Origin of the sequence: Methylobacterium hispanicum (assembly GCF_022179285.1) — a bacterium.
Classification (GTDB): Bacteria; Pseudomonadota; Alphaproteobacteria; order Rhizobiales; family Beijerinckiaceae; genus Methylobacterium; species Methylobacterium hispanicum.
This window is the reverse complement of record NZ_BPQO01000004.1, coordinates 229,697-248,406: the sequence shown is the minus strand read 5'-3', so window position 1 is coordinate 248,406 and position 18,710 is coordinate 229,697. Positions and strand designations below refer to the sequence as shown.

The 18,710-nt window shown below is 68.0% G+C and carries 12 protein-coding genes; 4 read left to right on the top strand and 8 right to left on the bottom strand.

The genetic code is table 11. The annotated features are described in order from the left end of the window. Positions 1–146: 146 nt before the first annotated feature. A complete protein-coding gene (locus MFF56_RS06735; protein WP_238229841.1) occupies positions 147–761 on the top strand; it encodes a hypothetical protein in 615 nt (204 codons plus the stop codon). A gap of 188 nt (positions 762–949) precedes the next feature. Here the strand turns inward: MFF56_RS06735 and MFF56_RS06730 are convergent, their stop codons facing one another. The 5 genes from MFF56_RS06730 to MFF56_RS06710 form a co-directional block, all read right to left on the bottom strand. Beyond that, positions 950–2,002, bottom strand: a complete 1,053-nt coding sequence (locus MFF56_RS06730; protein ID WP_238229840.1) for a hypothetical protein — start codon at positions 2,000–2,002, stop codon at positions 950–952. Positions 2,003–2,080: 78 nt separating this feature from the next. Beyond that, positions 2,081–2,431, bottom strand: coding sequence for an SPOR domain-containing protein (locus MFF56_RS06725; RefSeq protein WP_238229839.1), 351 nt, complete (start codon positions 2,429–2,431; stop codon positions 2,081–2,083). Positions 2,432–2,909: 478 nt separating this feature from the next. Continuing rightward, complete coding sequence (locus MFF56_RS06720) at positions 2,910–3,245, bottom strand: hypothetical protein (protein WP_238229838.1); 336 nt, start codon at positions 3,243–3,245, stop codon at positions 2,910–2,912. A 451-nt stretch (positions 3,246–3,696) separates the two neighbouring features. Continuing rightward, positions 3,697–5,577, bottom strand: a complete 1,881-nt coding sequence (recQ, locus tag MFF56_RS06715) for a DNA helicase RecQ (RefSeq protein ID WP_238229837.1) — start codon at positions 5,575–5,577, stop codon at positions 3,697–3,699. 96 nt (positions 5,578–5,673) lie between these two features. Continuing rightward, on the bottom strand, positions 5,674–5,811 hold the full coding sequence (locus tag MFF56_RS06710; RefSeq protein ID WP_238229836.1) for a hypothetical protein: 138 nt from the start codon (positions 5,809–5,811) through the stop codon (positions 5,674–5,676). Positions 5,812–7,113: 1,302 nt separating this feature from the next. On the opposite strand from MFF56_RS06710, the gene MFF56_RS06705 reads away from it, so the two are divergent. Continuing rightward, positions 7,114–7,419, top strand: coding sequence for a hypothetical protein (locus MFF56_RS06705; RefSeq protein WP_238229835.1), 306 nt, complete (start codon positions 7,114–7,116; stop codon positions 7,417–7,419). An 85-nt stretch (positions 7,420–7,504) separates the two neighbouring features. Continuing rightward, the gene (locus MFF56_RS06700) at positions 7,505–8,161 is read left to right on the top strand and encodes a hypothetical protein (RefSeq protein ID WP_238229834.1); all 657 of its coding nucleotides are present in this window, start codon (positions 7,505–7,507) and stop codon (positions 8,159–8,161) included. Between the two features lie 406 nt (positions 8,162–8,567). On the opposite strand, the gene MFF56_RS06695 is transcribed toward MFF56_RS06700, so the two are convergent. Then, the gene (locus MFF56_RS06695) at positions 8,568–9,023 is read right to left on the bottom strand and encodes a hypothetical protein (protein ID WP_238229833.1); all 456 of its coding nucleotides are present in this window, start codon (positions 9,021–9,023) and stop codon (positions 8,568–8,570) included. A 263-nt stretch (positions 9,024–9,286) separates the two neighbouring features. On the opposite strand from MFF56_RS06695, the gene MFF56_RS06690 reads away from it, so the two are divergent. Next, positions 9,287–10,033, top strand: coding sequence for a DCL family protein (locus MFF56_RS06690; protein ID WP_238229832.1), 747 nt, complete (start codon positions 9,287–9,289; stop codon positions 10,031–10,033). A gap of 108 nt (positions 10,034–10,141) precedes the next feature. Here MFF56_RS06690 and MFF56_RS06685 read toward each other — a convergent pair whose 3' ends face one another. Both MFF56_RS06685 and MFF56_RS06680 read right to left on the bottom strand, forming a co-directional pair. After that, positions 10,142–11,569, bottom strand: coding sequence for a hypothetical protein (locus MFF56_RS06685; protein WP_238229831.1), 1,428 nt, complete (start codon positions 11,567–11,569; stop codon positions 10,142–10,144). Further along, the gene (locus MFF56_RS06680; RefSeq protein WP_238229830.1) at positions 11,569–18,636 is read right to left on the bottom strand and encodes an AAA family ATPase; all 7,068 of its coding nucleotides are present in this window, start codon (positions 18,634–18,636) and stop codon (positions 11,569–11,571) included. The genes MFF56_RS06685 and MFF56_RS06680 overlap by 1 nt, the downstream gene beginning before the upstream one ends. Between the last annotated feature and the right edge of the window lie 74 nt (positions 18,637–18,710).

Below are 18,710 nucleotides of genomic sequence, written 5' to 3'. Positions count from 1 at the left end.
TCGCCAGCCTGTTGGGCGCGAAGGTGGGGCAACTCGCGGAATCGGCAACCCTGAGCTGATCCGGCCAAGGACCGGGAGGCGACGTCGCCCTTGTGGCGCGGACCACGGGATGTCATGGGCAGGCGCTCGGAGGGGATCCAGGACCCGTGCAGCACATCACGTTCCCCTTGTATCACGGCACCTCCAGTCACTTCCGCGATCTCTTCGAGGTCGGCGGGACCACGCGCCCCTGGCCGCATGCGGAGGACGCGATCGCCCTTCTGCGGGCGACGTGGGCGCATCTTCAGGGCGCCGGCGTCGAGCCCGAGTGGTACCAAGCCAACATTCTCGAGCAATCGACCGGACACGCGAACTGGCAGCACGGCGAACTCTACGTCGCTGCGTGCCGCACGCCTGCGATCCGATACGCTCGCAGCGGGGCGGCCTTCGGCGGCGAGATCCTGTCGCAGTGCGCGGAAGCCCTCGAACGACTCGACGTCGTGGACGCCGCTGCCGCGGCCACCCTGCGGAACCGGTTCACGGCCCTCGAGAGGTTCCTCGCCGGCGGAGGAACACCGCTGCTGGTCGTCGTCGACGGGGTGCCCGCATCAGCGTTGGCCTCGGAAGCCGGTATGAGGTCCGTAGACGAAGAGATCCAGGCGGTGGACGCGTGTCGCTCCGAGATGGACGGCGAACTGCTGGAGGCCTGCCTGCAGGGCTTCCAGTTCCGGCTCCGGGCCGGTTTCGGAACCGTCCGGGAAATCTCCGAACTCAAGGAATAGGGGGCAGCTCCGATGGCAGGGAGGGGTAGTTCCCTTGAGGTTGGACGATAGAGCGCCTGCACGCTTGGTTCAGGCGGGTCCGCCGACCGCCCGTGCGCCACGAGCGACGGCCGACATCGATGGTACCCTGACCGGCCTCTCTGTCCGCCTCGGCATCTTCGATCACTTCGAACCGTGCTGAGCCGCTCTCAAGGGCGGCCCGACAGGATCTGGTCGATCATCCGTAAATTGCTTTGTCGTCTGCGAATCTCCGAATCGATGTTGTAACTGGGCAACCGGCAATTGGGCTCCAATCGGACATCCGATGCCGCATAATGGTCCATCCGGTAAACGACGTAGGTCCTGACGCCGTCGGTCTGGTCGGACGCCATGAAATCCGCTGTATCTCCAGCCTTTTTGGGGACGCTGCAGCCAATCTTATTTGGCCCACATGAGTCGCGAATGAAAACGCCAGAGCAGCGTTCGACCTCGGATCTACGGGGCCTTTTCGGATGAGAGGCTGCCGTTCTTTCAGCGTTCGGCGCCGATGGCAGGGCGTGCGCGTTCTGTTTCGGTTTGCACCGCTTGTAAAGCGCGCCATCGATGCCAGCTGCTTCATAGGCGTTGACACGCATGGTGTCGGCATCGACAAAGTCGAGAGTGATATTCGATTCCGAGTATATTCCCTCAAACGTACATTTGGACTTGAGATTGAATCTGCCGCCCAATCGTCTTACAGACCGAACGTTGCAGCTGGTTTCATAGAACTTCAGATTGCTCGAAGTGAAACGCAGAGGCACCCTCTCTGAATCGTCGGTGCCATTGTAGCAATCTGCATGATACTTTGCATACCAGCGGCCCTCGTAAGGCATGCGGGCTGCACTGTCGGCTGCCACGTAGGATTCTGTCTCTGGCCGCTGGCCATGCCTGCCAGCACCTGAGTTCAAGGCCTCATCGGGCATGCGGAATATCGGCACATTCGCTTCGGTTGCGACTGGCTGTGGCGGTATCTGCGACGCTTCGGCGGGGATGGACCGAGACAGGGGGGCCAGTCCTCCGGAACTGGATGACTTCGCAACCGGCTCGAAACCGATCGCGGCGCTGCTGCCGAACGTGAGGGCCAATCCGGCTGCGGCAACTGCAAGCACGGCACTGGCCGCAGATCCGATCAGGATCTTGGAGGCGAACGGCAACCCAGGCCGAGCGACGTCCGGAGACGCCACCGACGTTCTGACCATATCCTTTGGGATCATCAACTGCATCGGAACACTACCAGCACAAATCACTACGAAGCGGCGGCACCGCCATGAGTGGACGGATCGCCGATCGTACCAAGGAAACTACTCGCCCAGGTATTGCCCATACTTGACATACGCATCTGGAAAGCATTGCCGGATGCGTTGCCGCTCGCCTTCGGCCTGAGCTTTGCTCGGAAAGGGCGCGCCGCGCGAAACGAAAGCCGTACGACCTTCACTGAATCCAAGCCACTTGCCGGAGCGATCATTGAAGTAGCGCAGCCCACAAGGCCGGGCCTTTGCTTCCATATAGCGATGCTCGGCGTTGGTGTCTTTCAACTCTGCGGGGAAAGAGCCTATCAAGACCCACCATCCGGTTCCGTCCAACGCTCTGGCTGCATCTACATGCATGGAGGCTGAGATGAAGCACGCAGCGAGAGTAAATATCTTTTTCATTTCTGCTTGGCCTGCCCCGCGCCCTGATCTCAGGCACTCAATGTAGCAGGCATGGCTACACCCTTTCCGAGGAAAGTGCGTAAAATTGATCCACCGATTGGAACTGGAAGTTGCAGACGTTCGGTCTCGACGCGCCGCTCGAAGGGTTCTGCGCCGGCCACCATGCGGCAGAGTCTGAGATCATTATTCCAAGCGGACTCGGGATCGTGCACCGGCAGGCCCGGAGCCTCACTCCGCGGCGGAGAGGCATCATCGCCGGGTCGGGCGAAAGACGCCTCGAGCACGCGGAGCGCGGCGGCCCGACATCCCTTGCGACCTCGCCGCCGGCCGAGGCGGGCTTGATCGGGCTCTTGTGCAGGGTGGTTGGGCCCAGAGGCAACGGTCACGAACGCCGGAGGAGGATCCCGCTCCCGACGACGCCGCATGAAACGCAGAAGGGCGCCCGAAGGCGCCCCCCGAAGTGATATGCCGGCTTTGCTCAATACCCGTAGGCGGGATAGCCGTAGCCGTAGGCCGGGGCATATCCGTAGCCGTAGCTTGGCGCATACCCGTAGCCGTAGGACGGCGCCTGCGAGGCCGCGATCGCGCCTCCCAGGATGCCCAGGAACGCGCCCGCCGCGAGGGCGCCGCCGATGTTGCCGCCGCGGCGGTGACCGTAGTGACGGTATCCGCCGTAGCCCCCCTGACGTGCGTAACCACCGTGTCCGCCGTAGTAGCCGCCGCCGCGGTAGCCCGGTCGGGCTTCCGCGGCCGAACTCAGGAGGAGCGACCCGGCAACGGCGGTGGCCAGGGTCGAAAGGGCAAGCTTCTTCATGGTCGTCCCCGCATGCAATTTCGTGGCAGCATCCAAGTACGCAAGCGATGAACGGCTTCTGAATGTCAGTTGCTGACTCGATTCATGTTTCCAATATGTTTGATGCCACGTTGGCAAGTGAGAAGAATGCCCGTCTTCACGGCAATCCCAGATTAACTGCCCCGGGAGCTGCCCATCGCGCCCAAGCGGAACAACGTCCCGCCGAGATCACCATGGTTCCGAGCACCGGTCTGAGGCGGCGCCGAGCCTCGTCGACTACGTCGGCCTCCATTCCAGAGGCGCGAAGCGCTTCGCCGAGGCTACCAGCCATCCCGGGGCATGGTACGACTGGGCGTCGGGGAACACACTCGGCTCGGGACCGGCTCCCGTTTTCCATCCGGCCTCGCTTCGGGTCCCCCGACCAAGGAGCGGGGCATCGGACCCGCCTCGGCGTGGGCGCTCCAGAACAGCCTCAAGGGCTCGGCGCACCGAGAATGTCCTCGGCCTCGGCAGGCTCCACGTCGTCGAGCCCGTTCTCGTGGAGGTGGCCGACGACGGCGGCCGCGAAGGCCGAGCCGTATTTTGCGATCTTCGCCTGCCCGAAGCCGGGCACGAGGCCCATGGCCTGGACGTCCGCGGGCTTGATCCGGGCGATCGCGAGCAGAGTGGTGTCCTGGGCGACGACGTAGGCCGGCACGCCGGACTGGCGCGCGAGCTCCGAGCGGAGCGCCTTGAGCGTCTGGAACAGATCCTCGTCCTCCGGGGCCAGCTGCTGCTTGGCGGCGACGGAAGCCTTGAGCGACGACATGACGTCGGTCGCCCGCATCCGGCGGTCCTCACGCATCACGACCTTGGTCTCGCCCTTCAGGATCGCCCGGGCGGCCGTACCGAACTTCAGGCCTCCGAAGGCGTCGTGGTCGACGACGATGGCCTCTTGGACGACGAGCTGGCGCAGCACGCCCTGCCAAGCGGAAGCGTCCATATCGGCGCCGATGCCGAAGGTCTGCAGCTTGTCGTGCCCGTTGCGGCGCAGCTTGTCGGACGACTTGCCCCGCAGCACGTCGATCACGTAGGCCGCACCGAAGCGCTGCCCGGTGCGGTAGACGGCGCTCAGGAACTTCTGCGCGGCCACGCTCGCGTCGACGGTCGCGGCCGGGGACCGGCACGTGTCGCAGGAGCCGCAGTTGCCGGCGTGGGTCTCTCCGAAGTAGTTGAGCACGGCTTGGCGACGGCAGCCGACCGTTTCCGCGAGACCGACCAGGGCATTCAGCTTGGCGATCTCCGTCCTCTTGATGTTCGGATCGGCATCGCCCTCCTCGATCATTCGCCTTCGCTGGACGATGTCCTGGGCCCCGTAGAGCATCATGGCTCTCGACGGCAGCCCGTCGCGGCCGGCGCGACCGATCTCCTGCTGATATGCCTCGACCGACGACGGCAGATCCGCATGGGCCACGAACCTCACGTTCGGTTTGTTGATCCCCATGCCGAACGCGATCGTGGCGACCAGGACGAGGCCGTCCTGCTCGATGAAGGCCTTCTGGGTTCTGCTGCGCGTCTGCGCGTCGAAGCCGGCGTGATAGGGGATGGCGTCGACGCCGCGCCGCTTCAGCCATGCCGCCGTCGCTTCGACCTTTTTCCGGGAGAGGCAGTAGACGATGCCCGTCTCGCCCTTGCCTCCGGCCCTGATGAACGCCAGGAGCTGGTCGTTGGCGCTCTCGCGGGGCGTGATCGTGAGATCGATGTTCGGCCGGTCGAAGCTCGTCGTCACCATGAGGGCGTCTTCGAGGCAGAGGCCGCGGGCGATGTCGGCCCGGGTCTGCTGGTCGGCCGTGGCCGTCAGGGCGATGAACGGCACGTGAGGAAACAAAGTCCTCAGCTTGCCCAGCTCCCTGTATTCCGGCCGGAAATCGTGACCCCATTGCGATATGCAGTGCGCCTCGTCGACGCTGATCAATGAGATCCTGGTCTTCGCGAGCAGGGACTGGAAGCCGGGCAGCGCGACGCGCTCCGGGGTCACGTACAGGAAATCCAGGCGTCCGGCTGAGAACTCGTCCCGGACGCGCCGCTGCTGGTCCTGGCTCTGGGTCGAGTTCAGGAAGGCGGCGCGCACGCCGGCGGCCTCAAGCTGCTGGACTTGGTCCTGCATCAACGCGATCAGCGGCGAGACGACCACGCCCGTACCCTCGCGGCAGAGCGAGGCGACCTGGAAGGTCGCGGACTTCCCGATGCCCGTCGGCGCCAGAACGATCGCATCGCCGCCTGCGACCACGTGGTGGATGACTTGCTCCTGCGGGCCGCGGAACTCCGCATGCCCGAACACCTCGCGCAGGACTGCAAGCGGTTCCCGTTTCATGCTTCGCGCACTCCTCGGAACCCTCATGGCCCGACCAGCCGCAAAGGCCAAATGGCTGGGGCCATGCGGGGAGGGACCGCTCTTCGGCCGTCGGCCTCATACGGGGCCGAACAACTCGTAGACCGATTGATAGCCCTCGCCGGCAAGGATGCGTCCCAAGGCCAACCCGGCGACGGCCATGAGCAGGAAGACGAGGATGATGCCCAGCACCCTTCGAACCTGGGCGGACTTCACCACGACCTCGGACGGGACTGGTCGGGCGGGAAGTCCTCGCCTTCGCGCGGCCATCCCGTAGGGAGATCCCGATGGGGGATGCTGGGGGACGTGGCCTCGCCGATGATCGCGGGGGAATGAAGCACGACCTCCGGGGCGGCAGGCGCCGACGAGCGGGCTATGGCCATCCCGGAAGCAACGCGAAGGTGCGTGCGGATACCGGGGGAGGCCGATACCCAATCCGGAACTGGCCGGGCGGACTCCATCCCGGCGGCCGCCACCTGGGCAGCGAGGTCCAGGCGGTTCGCGGCGGTCGGCAGTGACCGGGGGCTGTGATCGCCGCCGTGATTTTGCGCCGCAAGGAGTGGATGGATGCGGATGACTTTCTTCATGAGGTGGAACCGGCCAGGGCTGAACGGTCCAGCTCGCTGGATGGTTCATATCCGACGCCGCGGTGTATAATACTTAAGGGGGAGAGGGTGGATGCCCGTACGGCGCAGAGGAGGACCTCAACAAATCTTGTACGAGGCCGCGAAGCGGTCGAATGCGGCAAATCAGACCCGCACCTTGCTCCCGAACTCTTCTCGGAGGCCGACGAAGCCGGTCCGGCAGGCACCAGCGAAGTGCAGCGGCGACCCGCCGCAGCCTGCGCGAAAAGCACGGGCGCCGTCGGCAGGGCGGCCTCGGCACTTGCGGTTGGATACATCCGAACACCCCACTCCCGATAGGAACGCCAGGGTCGACACCCGTAAGGAAAATGGGAAGCCACCTCGTTCGTTCCTTCCATCGATATGATTGCCGGTCGGCTTGCCGGATTCACGTGCCCGTCGTTCTTTCCTTGCGCCCTCGCGGGGCTGTAGGCCGGCGCGACGGATCGCCGTCCGCCACTCCGGCGCTCGTGCTGTTGCCTGCTTTCGGCTTCCCCATACGGCGGCAGCCGTGAGTGCGTCGCCACGAAGGAACGATGACCGGCCAACCGTTGAATCCGGCCTGGCGCAGTTCCTAAAATGCATCCCACCCGTACCCTGGATCGGCGCTGGTCCCGCCGGCGTGGTCGGCGGGAAAAACTCCTCTCGGATCGACCCTCCAGGTCCGGGCGCCGGCACGGTGACGTAGAATCACCTGTATTATGGATTCGCGCTCGGTCTGTTACCGAGAGCGGTAAAGACCAACACAATCTGGGCCATTAATACCTATGCGCCAGCCAACACTAAGTACCATTGGTCTATGCAATGCATCTTGAGGAGGCCAGCTGCTCCGATGGCGATTTTGCACGCAAGCTTTTAGACAAAGAGCGCAACGATAGGGTTACTTACAATTCTCTTGCTTGCCTGGCCGCAGCGGTCGAATGCGAACGTTCTTGACTGCGCGGTCGGCAAGGGAAAGAAAAAATTTGAAATCACCGTCAATATGAATTTCGAGAGTTGGCATACCCCTGATGGTCAGACCGGGGAAATGAAGAAGATCGCACCAAACAAGTACGTCTGGGAGGTCTACGGCGGAGAGATAATGGTTGAAATGGTCCTTTCTAAGGATGGGCGCAGCGGCCGTATAAGCACGATGGGAGAAATCGTCAGCGGCTCAGGAAAGTGCAAGTTTCTGACGACTGGCAGAACGCCGGGCGATTGAAGCCGGATGCCGGCAGCGGCTGTGTCCGCCATGGACGAACGAGCCACGATTGGCACTTGTTCGGAGCGGCTCTACGCAGACGCCGGTGAGCGCTTCATCGGAAGCGACCGCACGCCTCTTTCGCGATCTGCGGGTAAACGCCTGCATGTCCACCGCGCCACACGCCCGTTACCTGTTCCACTGGCTCTCCGTCGAGCAACTGCGATCGTTCGACCGCAGCGGGCATCTCGCTCCAGCCTGGACGCACTTCGTGATCGGTGTGGGCCGCGAGGTCGTCGGTACCAGCACCTCATCGGATCCGCTGCTTTGGACGCCCGACGAGGAGCTCGATCGGGAACCCTGTCTAGTGATCGATGCCGCCTCTCTCGGCTGTCCCGTGCACGCGATCCGGTCCTGGGAGGCGTATCACACCACCCGGGAGCTCGCCGCGCTGCGTCGGGATGAAGGGGACGTCGGGGCTTTCCTGCAGCGCAAGCGCAGGATCTCCGAGGCCACCACGATCGAACCCGACGAGATCTTCGTTGAAGGCGTCATCGGGTGGGAGAGCGTCGTGGCGATCGGCTACGAGACCCGGGGCCAGGGCGCGGCAGCGGCCCGGATCGCGGCCGACGAAGTCGCGGAAGCCCGGGTCGTGCCTGCGCTTCGCCTGGGAGCGCCGGGTCTTGGCAGACCCTCGGACGACGAGATCGAAGCCGTGGTGGATGCCTTTCACCCACACGGTTGCGGATCCTTCCCCCCGTGATGGCGTACGCTGGCAGGAGGGCGCAAAGCTCGGTAGAGAGCGGCGGGCCCGCTGCAAAGTATGAAGCCGACGCGCAGTTCTTCCCCGCGATTCGGCCTGTCTTGGGGTAGCGGCTATCCAGAAGGCCTCGTCCTGACCAGACAGCGCGTTCTCCGTGCTTGCCTTGAGGAAGGCCGTCCCGCCGCGTCCGATCCGGCCGGTGATCTCGCGCTCCACTTCACGCAGGCGACCTGCCTGCTGCGTGCCGAGCGAATGCCGGATGGACATGGGCAGGGTCGGACGGCGTTCCGGCGGAACTCCCGGTAGCTCTTCGCCTCTTCGGTCCTCGCAGCGTACCGCCGAAGGCCTTCGGCATCCCGATGCCCGACGTCGTCGGGCGAGCCCGACGAGCCTTCCGTCAGGTCACCTATGCATCCGAAGTAGTGCGCGCATCGCCTTCGCGCTCCGGCGCGGGGGCGTCCGCGATGCGCACGACCCCGAAGCAGTATTCGCCAGCCGAGGTCGGGGTTCCGTTCACCGGGGGGATCACGGTCCTCCAGGGATCGTCGGCGGCCACGGTCTCGTCCTTGATCCGGTCGCCGCGGCCGGAGACGCGTCGCTCGACCTCGATCGTATAGCGCGGGCAATCCCTGCGGACGTCGCCGATCGCCCTCAGCACGCCTTCCAGGTAGCTGACGCGGTCGCCGGCCGTCTCCAATCCGGCGACGCGACCGTCCTCGTACGCGAAAGTAGAGGAAAAGCTCCGCACGCGGCAGCCTATCTCCAGCGCGTTGCCGTGGACGTCCAGGTTCGGGATCAGGTCCCTCGGCGCGATGGCGGGACGGAACGGTTGGTCACCTCGGTCGATGTTCTGGCTCGGCACGGCGCACTCCTCGATCTCGAAGGAACGACATAAGCTACGATGATGCGCGACGGCGTTAACGCATCCGTGCAAATGCGTGAGAACCGTTCCTTTGCCGTCATCGACACCTTGCGCCGGACTCGTGCGGGAGCCAGCGTCCGACCAAGCCTGCGGCGAAGGAGGTGCGGGCATCGATCGACCGGTCGCACCCTTTGCAACTCCCGAGCTTGGCCATATCTGAAAGCTCGTCGCCGGACGCCTCGTCCGGCAGGGGGGAGCGGGGAGTGGCGAAGAAGATCGAGTTTCCGAACGGCCGCACGTGGCTGACGCAGCAGGCCGCGCTCGACCACTTCAAGTCCATGCTGCACCGCTACGCGAACGGCGCAGTCGTCGACGACCGCGAAGACCACGACGATCTGCTCGGTCTGCTGCAGCGCTACGACGAAGCGATCACGGACGGCCCTTCCAAGATCGGTGCCGGCGTCGACTGCTTCATGCGGCGCCTGAACGTCCGGGAGGGTCACTACGCGTCGCCCGGCTTCTGGGTCCGTCGGACCGACGGCACGGAGACCGATTTCAGCTACATCGATGCGGTCAAGGGGCAGCCCAAGGGGCGCTCCAAGGAGTTCTACGACGCCTGCCGAGCCGCGGTGCAGGCGGACCTCCTGGCCGCCAAGGAGCGGCACTTCGAGCTTCACGGCGACGCGGGAGGCAAGGTGCCCTGCGAGCTCACGAACCGGCCCATCGCCTTCGCCGAGGCCCACCTCGACCATGCTTGGCCGACGTTCAACCAGCTGGTCGTCGCCTTCCGGGCGGCGAGAGGCTGGGGGCGGAACATACCCGACGGGGTGCTCACCCCCTCCGCGGACGGACAGATCCACACGCTCTTCGCCGACCCCGCCAGCGCCGAGGCGTTCCGGCAGTACCACCACCAAGCCGCCGTCCTGCGGGTCGTCGACCGCGCTGCGAACCTTTCGATGGCGTCGAAGCAGCGGGTCCCGAAGATCAAGCGCCCGGTGGCGTTGAACTGAAGCCACGGCCGAACACCAACCCGGGACCGGCCCGCGCATGGCCTCGACGCAGCCACGGTCGGCCGCGCCTTAGTCGCGGCCCAGCGCGTTCGCCCCTTCGGCCGGCCTTCAAGCCGCTCGGCCTTGTTCGGCCTGCCGGGGGACGGGCCGCACCACCTCGATGTCGGACGGCATCAGGGCCGCGAGCCGCTCCAGAACCGCAGGCGGGAGGTCGGCGGCGTCCACGACGGCATCCTCGCCGGCCGCGAGCCGCTGCTGGACCAGACGCGCGAGCACGGCGAACGCGGCTCCGGGCGCGGATTTCGGTTCCGGAGCGAGTGCATCCGACGGGGCCCGGCCGACGACGAACTCGAGGCGCTGCCCGCAGCGGGGCCATGCCCAGCCCGGAACCGCGTCCCGCTCGGCGCGGATCCTCTCCCAGGCTTCGGAAGCCGCCGCGAGCAAGTCCGGCTTCACGGTCTGGTGGTGGGCGACTTGGTTGCGCATGGCGAGCACGGACTTGAGGAAGGCCGCCTCTGCGGGCGGGATCTGATCGGCGAGCAGCCGCCAGAGCGATGCGATCTCGAGATCCTCGGGCACGACGACGTGCAGCGTGCCCCGCCGGATCGGCACCGGAAGGGGCAGCGCGGCTTCCAGCGCCGGTCGATACCGCTCGATGAAGCAGGCCAGGACCTCGTCGACGAACGGCAGGACGTGCTGAGCCTGCGCCGCCCATACCCGCCGGCGCAGCTCGGCGGCCCCCACCTTGCCCCGGCAGGCGGCGACGTGGAGCGTGGGCCGTCCGTCCCAGAGATCGGCGAGACCGTTCTCCCAGCAGGGCGCCTCGTCGGTGCCGCCCTGCCGCGCGGCCGCGACGATCTGGTCCGGATCGGCGAGGCGGCGGGCGTCCAGCGCGGCCAAGGCCTCGGCCATGGCGGGATCCCAGAGCGCCACCCGCACGACCGTCTCAGCCGCGACCCGCTCGAGGAGGGGTTCCGATCCCCGATGCGATCGGAGGAGGCCGACGTGCATCCGCATGTCGAGCGGCGAGACGCAGCCGCGCCATGCCGCCTCGCCCGCCTCGAAGAGGTGCGCGGCGTCGCGCCGGGCGATGCCGACGGGGCGGCAGACGGCGAGCACCGGCGCGAGCGTGCGGTCCGTTTCGGCGCTCGCCGAGGCGAAGCTGCGGAGGAATGCACTCCAGCGGGGCCAATCGCCGGCGCCGATGCCGTCGATCAGGAAGGTCGTGGCCGAGACCTCGGGCGCGGCCGCGAGCGCCGAGACGTTGCGGACCGACGCGTTGCGGGCTCCCGCCGCGTGGGCGAGGCCGTGGGCGATGGAGCGGGCGAACAGCCCCTCACCGGCCCTGACGCGCACCACGCGTCCGCTGCCGCGGTCCAGCAGGCTCTCGCGCACCGCGCCGAGAAGGCCGGCCGGAACGCGCTCGGGCAAGGCGATGCCGACGAGGCCGCGGCGCGCGGAAAGGACCTTGCCGACGACCTCGCCGACGAAACGGGCCGGGCCCGGCAGGCTCCAGAAGGCGGTTCCCTGATCCATCAAGCCGCTTCCTTCCGGTTGCCGGAGGCCACGACGCGTTGGACGAGCGGGGACAGGGCGTAGCTCGCCCCCGTGGCCTCGTCGTTGCGAGCGCTCGGCAGCGGCAGGAAGGCACCGGTCAGCATCCCGTAGGCGACCGTCGCCTCGGCATTCGACAGATGTCCGCCCTCGCGGGCGAGGTCCCGAAGCCTCGGGATCTCGTCGAAGAGCACGGCCACGTCGCCCACGTGGAACGGGCTCGAAGCGCCGTGGTATTCGGCGAGAGCGTCGAGGACTGCGCCGAAGCGGCCGTCCATCCCGAGGCGCAGGGGCGTGTCCGGCGAAGCGTCGATCTCGGCCGCGAGCTTCTCGACCCGGGTCGCCAAGGGGCCGCCGCGCCCCGTCTGGAGGACCTGGGCCAGCGGCCCGTTCCAGCCGCCCAGGGATCCGTACAGGGCGTCGCGCACCTCTCCGCCCGCGATCGAGTTCGTACGGATCAGCTGCGCGTCGAGGAACGCGGTCGACCACGGCTCCAGGGGGACGGCCCGGACGGTCGTCAGACGGACGAAGCGCGGATCGGATGCGTAGGCGGCCGCGTGGGCGGCCGAGCCGACGAAGACGACCTTGGCCGCCTTCTCCACGACCGGGCGCACCTTGAGGGCGTCGACGATCCAGTCCGGCTCCCACGGGCTGCGCACGTCGACCACGACGACGGTTTGACGGTCGCCGCCGCGGATCTGCCTCAGCCGGTCCAGCAACTCGCGGCGGTCGGCGAAGGCCTGCGCGAAGACCTCGAAGCGGTTGCCGTCCGAGAACGACCCCGGGGCGGTGCGCAGCGCCAGCGAGACGAGGTCGACGTCCGCCATTGCCGTGCCGAACACGACCTTCACGGGCGTCGGGTCGGCGATCAGGTCGCGCTCCTGGACCAGGGTCAGGGGCGAGGAACGGCGGTCCGCCTTCTCGTAGCCCACGGCCGGTTCGAGCTGGCGGCGGTGCGACTTGGGGTCGAACTCGCTCGGCCCCTCGCGGTCCATGAACTCCAGGAGCTTCGTGCCGACCTCGTCGCGGGTGCCGAGCAGGCGTGTGACCGCGGTCGAGCGCAGGGTCCACCGGTCGGCCGAGACCTGCCGCAGGATGCCGAGCCCCTCCATCTCGTCGACGAGATCCTCGAAGAGCGAGACGCGGTTGGGGTCGGAGAAGCCCTTCGGCCAGCACTCGAGGGCGTGGTCGCGGATCAGGCGGACGGACACGCCTTCCTCAATGATGCCGGAGGCCTCGTTGCCCAGGACCAGGTCGGCGACGACGTGCGCCAGGAGCTCGTACCTGAGGTCGATGCGGAGGGTCATCAGGAACTTCTCCTTGACCTCCTCGCGCACCTGCTTGGTCTCGAAGATCCGGGAGACGAGGCCGCGGGTGATGACCCGCACGACCCTGTCGGTGCGCACGGCCTCCTCCACGACCTGCTCCAGCAGGTGCTTGGCGAGCGTCTGGGCCAGGACGGGCACGTAGTTGGCGTAGGAGAGCAGCCGCCAGACGTCCTCGCGGCGTTCGAACCGGATGCCGAGGGCGGCGAAGGGCCGGACCACGAGATCCTCCGCGTCCTTGAGTTCCTCGCCCATCAGCGGGCCGATCCGCTGCGGGTTGGACGAGATCTGCAGGATCGGCGAGTTCCCGACCTGGGCGAGGCGGGTCACGTTGTGCAGCCCCGAGAGAACGAGCTTGAACCGCCGTCCGGTGTTGGACATCAGCGTCTGCAAGGCGTGGAACACGGCGAAGCTCTGGGCCGCGTCCGCGCGCACGAAGTCGTCGGCCTCGTCGATCAGCACCACGATCCGGCGGCGCGGGTCGGCCTTCAGCCAGCGCTCGATCTCCTCGGCGACGCGGCGCGGATCCGCGCCGACGTTCTTCTTCTCGAAGATGGCCGGCAGGGCCTTCTGGAGGTCGTCCCAGATCTTCTTCGGCAGGTGGCTGGAGCCGATCTCCTGGGCGTCGACGAACGCGACGAGCGTGCCGTTGGCCGGATCGTCGCGGGTGGCGACGAGGTGCTTGAGCAGCGCCGTCTTGCCGATGCGGCGGCCGCCGTAGACGACGCAGCTTCCCCCGGCCTCGAACAGCGTCTCCAGTTCCTGGCGGCGGCCGACGAAGAGCTCGGGCGGGACCGCCTCGCGGCCGAAGTCGCGGAAGGGCCACGCGTAGCTGTAGGGCTGGCCGAGCTCGATCGGCGTCAGCGCGCGCAGCTCCGGCTCGGCGAGAGCCTGGACGAGACTGGCGGAGTCGACGAGCACGATGCGGCGGCGCACCGCGAGGTTCTGCAGCAGGAAGCGTTCGCGGCGCTCCTGGGAGACCACCTCGGCCACCAGGAGCAGAATGCCCGACGATCCGGCCGACTTCGCGATCTCGGACAGGACGGCGTCGCCCGGCAGGGTCGTCGTGACGGCCGTCCGCCAGCCGCCGTGGGTCAGGCTGCCGAAATCCGGCAGGAGATGGCTCTCCACATCGGTCGGCAGGATGCCTTCCCAGTCGGCGACGAACAGCCTGCGTTGCGCGCTCGACAGCTTGGAGATCTCGCGGAGGCGGAACGCGATGCCCAACCCCTCCAGGAGGGCGCCGGCCTCCTCGGCCAGGGAGGAGCCGCCCAGGCCGCCCTCCAGGTGGCGGAACAGCTCGCGCCAGGCCGCGAAGAGCTCGCCGGACCGCTCGCGGCGGGACGGGGAGAGCAGCGAGAAGGGAGCGCCCGGCAGGTCGGATCCGGCCGCGATGGCCGCCGCGACGGCTTCGGCGTAGTTGCGCCCCTGGGCCACCGCGGCCGGCAGGGTCGTCCGCTCGAGGATCTCCAGCCGGTCCACGCGGGCGGCCGTGGCGGCGACGATCGAGCCGCGAACCTCCGCCAGCGCCACGATCTCCTCTGCGGTCAGGAGGTCGTCCTCGCCGCACAGGCTGCGCATGTGCCGGACATCCTCGGCGGGAAGCCGCGCGGCCATCGCGTCGATCCTGGCGAGCAGGCGCCCGCGCGGCTCCTCCAGAAGGGACCGCGCCTCGTCGGAGGCCTCCGCGAGCAGGGCTGAGGCGATGCGGACGTCGTAGATGCGTTCGACGTCGATGCGCTCCTCGCGATCCTCCAGCGAGACCGCGACCGGAACCCGTGCCTCCGCCACGCGGTCGACGACGGAGATCAGGCGTTGGGCCTCCTCGGGACGCGACAGGGAGCCGAAGCGCATCACCCGCTCGATCAGGGCCCTGGCGTCGGCCGACTCGCGGGCGAGCTCCTCCCGGGCCGCCTCCACGTCCGCGCGGATGCGCTCGGACATGCCGGAGGCGGAGGCGGCGGAGATGCCGTGCTCGGCCGCCAGATCGATGAGCATCCGGGCGCCGACGAGCGAACCGTCCTCGATGCGGCGGCGCACGACGTTCTCGTAGGCGGCGTCCCGCTCCGCGCCCTGCGGCGGCAGCAGGGGCTGGGGCGCGGCGAGCACGGCCTCGACGATCTCGGACGGATCGTAGGGCGACGGCTGCCAGGACCGGCCGAACTGCAGGGTCTCCAGGATAGGCAGCGACCCGTGCAGCGCGACGGCGTGGGCGGTGCGGCCGACCGCGCGGACGTCGCCCGCCAGGACCACGTCGAGTGCCTCGTAGCGGTCGGCCGCGAAGCCTGCGGCGGAGGCGAGCACCGGATCGTCCGTGCCCTCGAGGCGGCGGAAGGCCCCGACGGCGGCCGCGAGGCGCTTGCGCAGCTCGCTGACGGCCTCGCGGATCCGGGGCGTATCCTGGGCGGAGACGATCCGGGCGGCCATGCGCCGACCCAGGTACTCCGAGGCCGCGTCGCGGATGTCCTCGACGTGCGTGATCATGCGGTCGCGGGCCGGTCCGTCGATCCCACGGTACTGGCGGCAGAGCGCGATCTCGGCCCGGTCGAACGCGTCGACGATCAGGGAGCGGTCGGCGGTCGCCTTGACGAAGTCGGCCACGGCGGCCTCGGCCGCGGCGGAATCCCTGCCCTGCATCGCGTCGCGCAGGAGCCCGATCAGGCCGTCGGACTGGAAGAGTGCCGTCCGGATCCGGATGGCGAGCTGGAACGAGTACGCGGTCCGTGAGAAGGCCTCGATCAGTTCGAGGGTGCGGGCCCGCATGGCATCGGCGCCCGACTGCGCCTCGATGGTGTTCGAGACGTGCCCGAGCACCGCCGGCGACAGCGGCAGACGGGAGCGCGAGACGGCCGTCGCGGATTCTACCAAGCGGGCGTGCTCCTCCTGGACCTCCTCCACGAGGCCGTTGAGGCCCCGCACCATCTCGACCGCGCTCGTGTCGGGGTGGAACAGCACCATTTCCAGAGCGGTCGGATACAGGAGGATGCGCCGCGCGGCGGCGACCGGACCGTCGGACGAGGACGGGATGGCATCCAGAGCTGTGAGCCCGGTCTCCACGAGGTTGGCGGCGACTTCCGGCGCCGTCTGCAGGAACGCGTGGTCGAGGCAGCCGGAGGCGGCGGCGAAGCGCATCTCCTCGGCGCTCACGGCGAGGCCGGCGCCGGGCTCGACCACGCGTGCGGCCGCGGCGAGGTGATGGGCCAGCCCGAATTCGCGGGTACGCACGAGATCCAGGAGGCGCGCGTTCACCCGATCCTCCGGCGGATCGATGGACTCCGCATCGGACGGAAGGTCGGTTGCGGCATCCTCGCCGGAAAGCGATGCCATGAGGGCGAGGTCGCCCTCCTCGACGTCGGGGTCGTCCGCGATCTCCGTGTCTTCGGCCGGAGCCGGCACCGGAGCGGAGGCCACGTCGGCCGCTGCGGCGGCAGGAGCTTCCACGGCGGAAGGGGCTTCCACGGCGGCCTCATCCGTCCGCGTCTCGGCCCCCGGGCGGGCGTCCACCTCCGGCGGAGCGCTTCCGGAACCGCCTTCGTCGGTCGGCGCTTGCTCGACGGCGGAAGTCGGCCCGCTGGGCGGATCGACGGCCTCGGGGCCGCCGGCGGCGGACAGCAGCGTCGCCGCGGCACCGAGACTGCGCACGCCGGTGTCGATGCGCTCCAGGAGCACGCCGACCGCGGCTGCGATCTCGGCCCCGATGGCGGCCTTGCGCACGAGCCGCGCCTCGGCGCCCATCGCGGCGTTGAGGTCGCCGACGCGGCCCTCGGCCTCAAGCGCGACGCGCACGTCGTCCGCAGCGGCCTCCACCGCCCGTCCGACACCGGTGACGTCGGTAGGCGCGATGGTGGCGACGGACGGAACCTCGGGCGGGACATGCTCCGATCCGGCATCGTCGATCATGCGCGCGAGGTCGGTACGCACCCCGCGGAGCCGCTCGACGAAGGGAGCGGCATCGACGCGCTTCGGTCTCGCCTCGTCCCAGGCTTTCGCGGCGGTTTCCGCCGCCTCGATGCAGGCCCGGATGCCGACCAATCCCGTCGGGTCGGGCTCGCCCTGCGCGAGCGCGAGAGCGAGCGCCGAAGCCTCGCCCAGCGCCGCGGACCAACGCTCCGCGTTCGCCTCCGCCGCGCCGCGGACCGTTTCCTCGACCGGAGATACGTCTGCGGTAGGAAGATCCATGATCTCGACCCTGTGCTGCGGCCGGTGCTTGCGGCGTGGACTGGAAGCGGGCGCCTGCGGGTGGCGGCGGCGGGTGGACGGCGGAGCATCGGGCCCGAAGGCCTGGATCTCGCGGTTCGACAGTCTGCGGATGCCGTCCAGGGTCTCGATACGAACGCGGCGGTCGGTCCAGGCCTTGAGCTGGCGGCGCGCCTTGAGAAAGGCGACCTCCTCTTCGAATTCGTCGCGACCTTCCATGAGCGAGACGAAGTCTTCGTCGAACAATTCGGCGCCGCGCAGGACGGCGAACTCGCGTGCCAGATCGATGTGGCCGAACTCGATCAGGACCGCCAGAGCGGCACGGTCCGCAACGCCGTCGGCCGAGCCGTCGGGTGACACGCCGTCCGCGACGTAGGAGCGAAGGAGGGCTGCGATCTTCCTGTAGAAGGTGCGGAACGGGCTGGACTCCCAGGCTCCGCACTCCGCGGGCGAGCGCGCGAGGATCTCGTAATTGATGACCGCGAGGACGTGAGGCATCGAGAGCGCGGCCAGAAGCCGGCCCTCGATCTCGACGCCCGAAGGCTTCTCCGACGGCCACCACCCGGCAGGCGCGAAGACGGCCAGGAGTTCGCGGCTGCGATGCAGCTGGCTGCGTATGGCTCCCGAAAGGGCGAGGCGCTCGCGCAGCCACGCCCCGTCGACGTAGGTCGGCACCGGGACCGTTGGGCGTCCGTCGTCGGCCTCGCCCCCACCCTCGGATTGGTAGATCGGAGGATATCCCTCGTTGTCCATATCGAAGACGAGGAACGCGTAGGGCCCCGGCTGGTCGTGGCGGCAGATCGCGTAGACGAGTTCCTCGACCTTTCCCGCCGGCGGGCTCGCGTCGTGGACGAAGGCTTGCTCGTGGCACGTAGCTGCGAAGCGCAGCAGGAACTTCGCGTGGTGGTCCCAATGCTCCCGCAGTCCGAGCACGTCGCCGAACTCTTCGCAGAGGGGCGCCACCTCCACCTCAGGTGAGGAGCCGATGGTCGCGAGGATCGCGAAGTCCCGCGCGCGCCGGTTCTCACCCTTGTCGATGAGGGCCCGCAGGACCTGATCCTCATCGACCTCCAGCAAGCCGTCGTGGCCGAAGCCCGCCAGCGCGACCGTCTTGCGGATCCAGTCGCGGAATCCGGCATGCAAGGTAGTGGGATCCGAAAGCTTGCGTACGTAGGCGCGCGAGAGCTGAAAGAGCCCTAGCGGCATGCGCATCGCCTGAAGATGGACCAGCGCCACGTCGTCGAGGGAGACCTCGTGCGTGTCCGGCCAGTCCGTGAAGGCGACCACGTTTTGGCTGCGCGCGCGCTCGGCATGGGCCGCCGCGTGCGTCGGCATGGACGGTGTGAGCTTGGATCTCACCCACTCCAGATCGACCGTCGCAGGCAGGTGCCGGTACACGGACGCCTCGATGACGGGCAGTGAACCGGGGTGCCGCGCGAGGTAGTTGCGGAGCCGCTCCGAGAGAACCGCCCACAGGTCGGGATCGATCCCGTCCGGCCTCGGCGTTGTGGAGTACGGCGTCTGCATCGTCGTCCAGGTTGCTCCCGATCGAAGGAATGGATTAGAGAGGGCGCCGGTGCCGGTCAACCAGTGACTGCACG